The organism is Amycolatopsis sp. NPDC003861 (assembly GCF_053605405.1).
In genome coordinates this window covers 1-8,230 of the sequence record NZ_JBSGJD010000341.1, presented here as the reverse complement: position 1 = coordinate 8,230, position 8,230 = coordinate 1, and the positions used below count along the sequence as shown (strand labels likewise).

At 69.5% G+C, this 8,230-nt stretch carries 5 protein-coding genes; all 5 read left to right on the top strand.

Annotated features, from left to right (window positions below; translation table 11 throughout):
- The first annotated feature begins 151 nt into the window (after positions 1 to 151).
- The 5 genes from ACWEVN_RS44065 to ACWEVN_RS44045 are packed head-to-tail and all read left to right on the top strand — an operon-like array spanning position 152 to position 8,118.
- A complete protein-coding gene (locus ACWEVN_RS44065) occupies positions 152 to 1,297 on the top strand; it encodes a Gfo/Idh/MocA family protein (RefSeq protein WP_452055254.1) in 1,146 nt (381 codons plus the stop codon).
- Positions 1,294 to 2,298, top strand: a complete 1,005-nt coding sequence (locus tag ACWEVN_RS44060; RefSeq protein WP_449683449.1) for a sugar phosphate isomerase/epimerase family protein — start codon at positions 1,294 to 1,296, stop codon at positions 2,296 to 2,298. The genes ACWEVN_RS44065 and ACWEVN_RS44060 overlap by 4 nt, the downstream gene beginning before the upstream one ends.
- Before the next feature lie 9 nt (positions 2,299 to 2,307).
- The gene (locus ACWEVN_RS44055) at positions 2,308 to 3,162 is read left to right on the top strand and encodes a TIM barrel protein (protein ID WP_452055253.1); all 855 of its coding nucleotides are present in this window, start codon (positions 2,308 to 2,310) and stop codon (positions 3,160 to 3,162) included.
- Between the two features lie 19 nt (positions 3,163 to 3,181).
- Entirely contained in the window at positions 3,182 to 4,159 is a 978-nt protein-coding gene (locus tag ACWEVN_RS44050) for a multicopper oxidase domain-containing protein (RefSeq protein WP_310969752.1), read from the top strand.
- Positions 4,159 to 8,118: a ThuA domain-containing protein gene (locus ACWEVN_RS44045; protein ID WP_452055252.1), complete on the top strand. Its 3,960-nt coding sequence runs from the start codon at positions 4,159 to 4,161 to the stop codon at positions 8,116 to 8,118. The genes ACWEVN_RS44050 and ACWEVN_RS44045 overlap by 1 nt, the downstream gene beginning before the upstream one ends.
- Positions 8,119 to 8,230: the final 112 nt, after the last annotated feature.

Here is an 8,230-nt window from a genome sequence, read left to right as displayed (position 1 = left end):
TCTGGCGGGGTGTTTCAAAAGAAAAAATTCAAAATTAACTTAACGGGAGTATACAAACAGTGACATGTTTTTCCGCGGATTTTTGTGAGTGGTAAGGCGGGTTAGAACCCGCTTTACCACTCACGACCCACTACGAAACGCAAGGAGGGGTATGAGCCCGGCACGGGAAACGATCGGGATCGGGATGGTGGGCCACGCGTTCATGGGTGCGGTGCATTCGCACGCGTGGCGCAGCGTCCACCGGTTCTTCGATCCGCCGCTGGTGCCGCGACTCGCCGTCCTCGGCGGCCGGGACGAGGCCCGGACCAAGGCCGCCGCGGAGAAGTTCGGCTGGGACGACGTCGAAACCGACTGGCGGAAGCTCGTCGCCCGGGACGACGTCGGCCTGGTCGACGTCTGCACCCCGGGGGACAGCCACGCGGAGATCGCCATCGCCGCGCTGGCGGCCGGGAAGCACGTGCTGTGCGAGAAACCCCTGGCCAACTCGGTCGCCGAAGCCGAAGCGATGGCCGAGGCGGCGCGGCAAGCCCGGGAACGCGGGGTACGGGCCATGGTCGCGTTCAACTACCGCCGGGTGCCCGCGCTCGCCCACGCCCGGAAACTGGTCGAGGGCGGGGCACTCGGCGAGATCCGGCACGTGCGGTCGGTGTACCTGCAGGACTGGCTGTCCGACCCGCAGGCGCCGATGACCTGGCGGCTGCGTCGCGAAAGCGCCGGTTCGGGAGCGCTGGGCGACCTGGGGGCGCACATCGTCGACGCGGCCCAGTTCGTCACCGGCGAGCTGATCACCGGCGTCTCGGCGCTGACGAACACCTTCGTCAAGCAGCGGCCGGCCGAGACCGGCGGCACCGACGACGTCACGGTCGACGACACCGCGGTGTTCCTGGCCCGGCTGTCCGGGGGCGCGGTGGCGACCTTCGAGGCGACCCGGTTCGCGCTGGGCCGCAAGAACGCGATGCGGCTGGAGATCAACGGCTCGAAGGCGAGCCTGGCGTTCGACTTCGAGTCGATGAACGAACTCCAGTGGTACGAGGGCACCGGCACCGAAGCCGGGTTCCGGCGCATCCTCGTCACCGAGCCGCAGCACCCGTACGTCGGCGCGTGGTGGCCGCCGGGGCACCTCCTCGGCTACGAGCACACGTTCACCCACGAGGTCGCCGACCTCCTGGACGCCATCGGCGCGGGCACCGACCCCGCGCCGGGCTTCGACGACGGCCTGCGCGTCCAGCGGGTGCTGGACGCCGTCGAGAAAAGCGCGGCCGCGGAAGCGACTTGGACACCGGTGGAGGAGAAATGAGCCGTCCCGTCACGTTGTTCACCGGCCAGTGGGCCGATCTGCCGTTCACCGAGGTCTGCAAGCTCGCCTCGGAGTGGGGCTACGACGGGCTGGAGATCGCCTGCTCGGGCGACCACTTCGAGGTCGACCGGGCACTGTCCGAAGAGGACTACGTGCCGGGGCGGCTGCGGCTGCTCGCCGAGCACGGCCTCAAGGTGTGGGCGATCTCGAACCACCTCGTCGGGCAGGCCGTCTGCGACGACCCGATCGACCAGCGGCACCAGGCGATCCTGCCGTCCCGCATCTGGGGCGACGGCGAAGCCGAGGGCGTCCGGCAGCGGGCGGCGGCCGAGATGGCCGACACCGCGCGGGCGGCGGCGAAGCTCGGCGTGGACACCGTCATCGGCTTCACCGGCTCCAAGATCTGGAAGTACGTCGCGATGTTCCCGCCGGTCTCGCGCGCTGACATCGATGACGGCTACGCGGACTTCGCCCGCCGGTGGAACCCGATCCTGGACGTCTTCGACGAGGTCGGCGTCCGGTTCGCGCACGAGGTCCACCCCTCGGAGATCGCCTACGACTACTGGACGACCCAGCGCGCGCTGGAGGCCGTGGAGCACCGGCCGGCGTTCGGGCTGAACTGGGACCCGTCGCACTTCGTCTGGCAGGACCTCGACCCGGTCGGGTTCATCCTCGACTTCGCCGACCGGATCTACCACGTCGACTGCAAGGACACCCGCAAGCGCTTCGACGGCCGCAACGGACGGCTCGGGTCGCACCTGGCGTGGGCGGACGCGCGGCGGGGCTGGGACTTCGTGTCCGTCGGCCACGGCGACGTCCCGTGGGAGGACTGCTTCCGGGCGCTGAACTCGATCGGCTACACCGGCCCGATTTCGGTGGAGTGGGAAGACGCCGGGATGGACCGGCTCCGCGGCGCGGCGGAGGCGGTGAAGTACGTGCGCGCGCACCTGTTCGACAAGCCGTCGGCGGCCTTCGACGCGGCTTTCAGCAACCAGAAATGAGGGAGTTCCATGTGCGGTCATGAAGCTGAACAGCACTCCCGGCGAACCTTCCTGAACGTGGCGACAGCGGCCCTGACGGTGGGGGCGGCGGCCATCGCGGTGCCCGGCACCGCGAGCGCCTCTCCGGCTCGCCGCCGCGTGCCGCTCGAGAAGATCAGCATCCAGCTCTACTCCCTCCGGTCGCTGCTGCAGGACGACCCGGAAGGCACGCTCTCCGCGCTGGCCGACATCGGCTACCGGAAGGTCGAGCTGGCCGGGACCTACGGCCGCAGCGCCGCCGAGTTCCGCGCCATCCTCGACCGCTGCCACCTCAAGGCGTCCTCGACGCACGTCGGCATCGACGGCGACCTGAACCAGACCATCGCCGACGCGAAGATCCTCGGCAACACCCTCGCCAACGTGCCGTACGCGAACTTCGCCACCATCGCCGAGTGGGAGGCCTTCGCGGGCCGCCTGAACACCGCCGCGACGGCGTTCAAGAAGGCCGGGATCGCGCTCGGCTACCACAACCACAACCACGAGTTCGCCCCGATCGGCGGCGTCCGGCCCTACGACGTCCTGACCGCGAAGACCGACAAGCGGACCGTCCACCTCGAGATCGACCTGTTCTGGGCGGTGACCGGCGGCGCCGATCCGGTGCAGCTGTTCCGGCAGCACTACCCGCGGGTGACGCAATACCACGTCAAGGACCGGACCGCGGACGGGCAGATGACCGACCCCGGCACCGGCGTCATCGACTTCCGGCGCATCTTCGCCGCGTCCTGTCACCACATCCGCGAGTTCATCGTCGAGCACGACCAGCCGGCCGATCCGCTCAGCACGGCGAAGGTCGGGTTCGAATACCTCCGCACCGTCCGGTTCTGAGAGCCCCGGGGGACTCGACATGCGAGTATCACGTCGGTCGATGCTGGCCGGAACCGCCGCGGGTGTGCTCGCGCCCGCGGTCGGGGCGGCCGATGCGGCCTTCGCCGCGGGGCTGACCCGCCAGATCACCATCTACGCCGAAGCCCTGCCCGGCGGCCTCTACGGCTACGGCCTCGAGCCGGGCAAGGCCACCATCCCGGGGCCGCTGCTGGAGGTCTACGAGGGGGACACCCTCGAGATCGAACTGGTCAACCGGACCGACAAACGGCTGTCGATCCACCCGCACGGCGTCATCTACGACACCGCGTCGGACGGCGCCCCGCTCAACGCGTCCTTCAACAACCCCGGCGAGACGCGCAAGTACACCTGGCGCACGCGAGCCCGGTACGACGCCGGCGGCGGGTTCTGGATGCCCGGCAGCGCCGGCTACTGGCACTACCACGACCACGCCATGGGCACCGACCACGGCACCGCCGGCCTCGCCCGCGGGCTGTACGGCGGGCTGATCGTCCGCAAGCGCGGCGACCTGCTGCCCAGCAAGCAGTACACGGTCGTGTTCAACGAAATGCTGATCAACCACGCGATGGCGCCCGACACGCCGATGTTCGAGGCTCGCCTCGGCGAACGCGTCGAGTGGGTCTGCATCGGGTACGGCAGCCTGCCGCACACGTTCCACCTGCACGGGCACCGCTGGGCCGATACCCGGACCGGGATGCTCAGCAGCGCCGCTGACAACGTTGCCATCGTCGACAACAAGAACCTCGACCCCGGCAGCTCGTTCGGGTTCCAGGTGATCGCCGGCGAAGGTTCCGGGCCCGGGGCGTGGATGTACCACTGCCACGTCCAGACCCATTCCGACGGCGGCATGGTGGGGCTCTTCCTGGTCCGCAACCCCGACGGCAGCCTGCCCGACGGCGCGCAGGACGCGATCGACCGGTTCAAGGAGCACGGCCACACCGGGCACGGCCTGAGCCCGGACGCCGGGACGCACTCGTGATGAGGAGGGGAGTCATGAAACGACAATGGTTCGGCAGGCGCGGCGCGGTCGTGCTCGCCATCGGCTCGGTCCTCGCGGCCGGGGCACCGCTGCTGGCGATGCCCGTGGCCGCGGCGGCCCCCGCGGCGAACGTGCCGGTGAACGTGCTGGTCTTCCACGGCGCCGCGGCCGGTCAGAAGGACCCGGTGCTCCGCGCGGCGGACGCGATCGCGCGGCTGGGCGGGGACAACGGCATCACGGTGACGGCGTCGCAGGATCCCGCCGTCTTCAGCACCGCCAACCTGGCCCGCTACCGCGGTGTCGTCTTCCTGTCCGCGCAGGGCGTCACGCTCAGCCGGGACCAGGAAGGCGCGCTGCAGGCTTACATGAAGGCGGGTGGCGGCTTCCTCGGCATCTCCGACGCCGCCCGCGCGCAGGACTCGTCGCAGTGGTTCACCGGCCTGATCGGGGCGCGCCCGGTCGGGGCGCGGCTCACCCCGGAAGCGGTCGCGTCGGTGACCGCGAGCGGGGAGAACCCGCCCAACGAAACCAAGGAGAAACTGGCCGACAGCAACGAGAACACGAAGTGGCTGACGTTCGCGACGACCGGCTGGGCCGCCTACAAGATGGCCACCCCGGTCGCGATCAGCAGCTACTCGCTGACCTCGGCGAACGACTTCCCGGGCCGGAACCCGAAGAACTGGACGCTGCAGGGGTCCGCGGACGGCAGCACCTGGACCGACCTGGACACCCGGGCGAACGAGACGTTCACCGAGCCGTTCCAGACCCGGACGTTCACCTTCGCCAACACCACGGTCTACCCGAACTACCGGCTGAACATCACCGCGAACGCCGGTGAGCCGATCATCCAGCTGGCGGACCTCAAGCTGTTCAAGGACACCTCGACCACCCCGCCGCCGCCCGAGCCGGCGCCGCAGCAGGCCGTCGTCGACGTCCTCGACGCGAAGCACCCGGCCACCAAGGGGCTGCCGCAGAACTGGACGCGCACCGACCGCTGGCTCAACTGGGAGACCAATCCGGTCGGCACCGTCCACACCGTCGCGCAGGTCGAGGAGAAGGGCTACCAGCCGGGCGTCGGCGCGAACGGCCCGTTCCACCCGATCTCCTGGTGCCGCGACTACGACGGCGGCCGCTCCTTCTACACCGGCATGGGCCGCACCGAGGGCTCCTACGGCGAAGGGCAGTTCCGCGACCACCTGCTCGGCGCCCTGCGCTGGACCACCGGCATGGTCCGCGGCGACTGCCAGGCCGGGATCGCGGCGAACTACAAGGTGGAGAAGCTGACCGGCAAGAACGCGGCCGGGCAGCTCGACCAGATCGGCGAGCCGCACGGGCTGACCATCGCCCCGGACGGCAAGGTGTTCTACATCGGCAAGGCGGCCTGCCCGACCGGGCCGGTGGTCAGCTGGGACGACCCGAACGTCGGCCTCGGCTGCGGCACGATCCACCAGTGGGACCCGGCCACCAAGAAGGTCAAGCTGCTCACCACGTTGCGGGTGATGGGCAACCGCGGCAGCGGCGACGAGCTGGTCAAGAACGAAGAGGGCCTGCTCGGGATGGTGCTGGACCCGAAGTTCACCGAGAACGGCTGGTTCTACGCCTACTGGATGCCGCACGAGTCGATCGACCGCGACAAGCGGATCGGGAAGCGCACGATCTCGCGGTTCACCTACGACGCGGGCGCGCAGACGATCGACCAGGCCACCCGCAAGGACCTGCTGTCCTGGGACGTCCAGATCCACAGCTGCTGCCACGCCGGCGGCGGCATGGCGTTCGACAAGGACGGCAACCTCTACGTCGGGTCCGGGGACAACAACTCCTCGGGCGGGTCGAACGGGTACTCGGGCAACAACTGGACCCTCGACTACAAGGGCCTGTCGTTCCAGGACGCGCGCCGCACGGCGGGCAACACGAACGACCTCGGCGGCAAGATCCTGCGGATCCACCCGGAGGCGAACGGGACGTACACCATCCCGCAGGGCAACCTGTTCCCGAGCGGGCCGGCGGACAAGACCCGCCCGGAGATCTACGTGATGGGCGTCCGCAACATCTCGCGGCTGCAGATCGACCCGGTGCACAACTGGCTGACCGCGGGCTGGGTCGGCCCCGATGCCACGTCGCCGAGCCCGGAGCTCGGGCCGGCGAAGTACGAGACGGCCACGATCATCACCGAGGCGGGCAACCACGGCTGGCCGTACTGCATGGGCAACCGGCAGCCCTACCGCGACCGCAGCAGCACCAACGCCGCGGAACTCACCGGCTGGTACGACTGCGACCACCCGGTGAACACCTCGCCGCGCAACACCGGCCTGGTGACGCTGCCGCCGATCAAGGACAACATGATCTGGTACTCGCCGGACGGTGGCGGCCCGGTCTTCCCGAAGCGGCCGGGTTCGTCGATCCCGACGTACAACGCGGCGGACGCCACCTACACCCAGCCGTACCTGCGGGGCGGCGGCCAGGCCGTCATGTCCGGGCCGACCTACCACCGCTCGCTGGCCAACACGAACAGCGGCGTCGCGTGGCCGGAGTACTGGGACAACAAGTGGTTCATCGCCGACGAGGCCAACTCGCAGAACCGCGTCGCGGTGGCGGTCGACCCGGCGGGCGTGCCGACGCACCAGCCGCCGGTGTTCGCCGAGACGTTCCGGCAGATCATCCCGGGCGGCTCGGGTGACACCCGGGTGCAGAGCTGGATGGACGCCAAATTCGGGCCGGACGGCGCGCTGTACGTGCTCGACTACGGCAACGGCTTCTTCTCCCTGGACGCCAACCAGAAGCTGCTGAAGATCAGCTACACCGGCGGCGCGCCGACGCCCGCTCCGGCGGCGTCGTCGACCATGGTGCAGAACAAGGCACTGACGGCGGCGTTCACCGGGTCGAAGTCCGGGGGCGTGTCCTACCGGTGGGAGTTCGGCGACGGCTCGGTGTCCACCCAGGCCGACCCGCGGCACACCTACCCGCGGACCGGGATCTTCACCGCCAAGCTCACCGTGACCTACGCGGACGGCGAGGCGGTGACGACCCGGGCGTCGGTGAACGTCGGCTGCGCGGTGGCCGATCCGAGTCCGGTGGTGACCTTGGGCGACACCGTCACGAAGGTGGTCAACCGCAACGCCGGCGGCGGCTGCACGGTGGACGACTTCCTCGACGACGAAGGCACGTGGAGCACGCACGCGGCGTTCGTCAACCACGTCGAGCAGGCCACCGAGACGCTGTCGGACCTCGGGGTGCTCGACGACGCCGAGGTGGCGGAGCTGAACGCGGCCGCCGAGGCGTCACCGATCGGGAAACCGGGGACCACCGGCTACGAGGCGCTCTTCGACGGCACAGCCGCGTCGCTGCGGGCCTGGGAACAGGCGCCTTCGGGGCAGTTCACGCTGCAACCCGACGGGTCCATCCGCTCGGCCGGCGGGCTGGGCATGCTCTGGTACGCCCAGCGGCAGTTCGGCGACTTCTCGGTGAAGGTGCAGTTCAAGGACATCGCCCCCGACGGCTTCCGGGCCAACAGCGGCGTTTTCGTCCGGTTCCCGGACCCGCGCACACCCCTCGACCAGCGGCCGCCGGGCAGCTGCGGCACGGTCGGGTCGGCGCGGACGTCGCAGGCGTGGGTCGCGATCTACTGCGGCCACGAGATCCAGATCTACGACGGCGACACCGGCGAGCCGCAGAAGACCGGGTCGGTCTACAACTTCGACCCGCGCCCGCTCGACCAGGCGGGCGCGCGGCCGAAGGGGACGTGGAACGAGTACGAGATCAAGGTCGTCGGGCAGCACTACACGATGATCCGCAACGGCGTGGTGATCAACGAGTTCGACAACGCGCCCGGCCAGCAGTCGTCGCGGGCGGGTGACCCGCCGACCGACCTGCGGCAGTTCGTCAGCGGGTTCATCGGGCTGCAGAACCACAGCGACAACGACCTGATCGAGTTCCGCAACATCCGGGTGCGGCAGCTGTAGGTCTGCCGCGGCCGTCGTGAGTGGTAAGGCGGGGTGTTAAAAACCACAAAAAAAAAACAGGCCCCCACAGAGAAGGGTGACCCAAAAAGAAGAGAGGCGGGGAGGGGGAGAG